Origin of the sequence: Methylobacterium gossipiicola (assembly GCF_900113485.1) — a bacterium.
Lineage (GTDB): Bacteria > Pseudomonadota > Alphaproteobacteria > Rhizobiales > Beijerinckiaceae > Methylobacterium > Methylobacterium gossipiicola.
Genome location: NZ_FOPM01000070.1, coordinates 1 through 1,290 on the forward strand (window position 1 = coordinate 1; position 1,290 = coordinate 1,290).

Sequence of the window (1,290 nt, forward strand, 5' to 3'; positions counted from 1 at the left end):
CGCTTGGAACAGGATCATCGCCCAGCCCTGGCGCATCATGTCCATCGGACTGCGCAAATGGGCCCATGCGTGCTGATCAATGAGAGCTGGTATAACTTCGAACCTGGGCCACCGAATGGGGGCAGGCCAGTCGCGCCTACGCGAAGGAGGTCGCCAAGGTCAAGCTCAAGCTGAATGACAAGGTCCCGCGGATCGTCAAGTGCTTCGAGCTCGCCTTCGAGGAAAGGGGCCTGACCTTTGACAAGGGAAGGCCGGCCCGCCTGTTCATGACGGAGATGGCCACCCGGCCAGCCGAGTTGGTAGACGCGGCGACCAAGGCCCGCTTCCTGAGGCTGTTCTCGGTCATCGTGAAGAGGACGACGCTGGCCGTTGCCCCCGCGGCCTGACGCCGAGGCGACCCGCGTCAAGCCGATGGCGACGCTCCCGGCAAGGCGAGCCGACCCGCGGCGTAGCGGTCCTTGAAACGGTCGTGGCCGGCCAAGGCGGCTGGCCGGTATCGGCCCGAGCCGGCGCATTGCGGCACCCATTCCAGGTCGAAGCGCTCAGCTACGATGTCGTGGGCCGGGGCGTCGTGCGCGATCCTGCGCACCTGTGAGGCCCAGGTCCAAGAGGCCGAGAAGCGACGCAGGAAAGCCGGGATCGAGCGCTCGTTGGTGTCTCGCATCCCGGCGATCTCGAAGTGCTGCACCCCGCCAGCGGCGGGGAAGAGGTGGAGCTCGGGGTTGCCGGTGGCATCCCCAGGCGCCTTTAGCCCGTCCACCTTGAGGCCATCGGGGATACGGGTGGCCTCCTCGATCCACCACCCCAGCGCGGCGTCGAACACCCTTCGCGCCGAGCGCCACCACCGTGTCGAACACCAAGATGAAGTGCGGTATGGCCGGCCCCAAGGGCGGCATGGCCAAGAACCACGTCGCCATGAAGGGGAAGAAAGGCGGGTGCTGCTGCAGGGGCATTTCCATGAACATGACTGAGTGAGATTGAGCCAGCATCGGCGGAGCAAGACCTCGCCAACGTAAGCCGTCACGCTGGCGACTAACGCAGGAATACTGCATCGCCCGCTCGAACCAAGCCACGCATGGCACCCTGCGCGTCAGAGAGTGAACGCGCGGACCGACCAAGCTCAGTCCAGGCCGTATCAAAACTCGGGGATTGGGGCGTTGCGGTCGCGTGACATGCCGGTTTTGCGAGGCTTGGTATTAGGGCGTGTCATCGCTTGAGCCAATCGAGGGCGGCTGCGAGGCAGAGGACGCCGGTGAAGCTGGCGGCGGTCTTTTCGTAGCGCGTGGCGAT

General features: G+C 65.3%; 1 protein-coding gene and 1 pseudogene. Both read right to left on the reverse strand.

Going from position 1 to position 1,290, the window contains the following annotated elements:
- Window positions 1–403: 403 nt before the first annotated feature.
- Complete coding sequence (locus BM249_RS21045; RefSeq protein WP_244528904.1) at window positions 404–823, reverse strand: hypothetical protein; 420 nt, start codon at window positions 821–823, stop codon at window positions 404–406.
- A gap of 383 nt (window positions 824–1,206) precedes the next feature.
- Window positions 1,207–1,290: pseudogene (locus tag BM249_RS21500) on the reverse strand (IS5-like element ISMex42 family transposase); the annotation flags it as partial.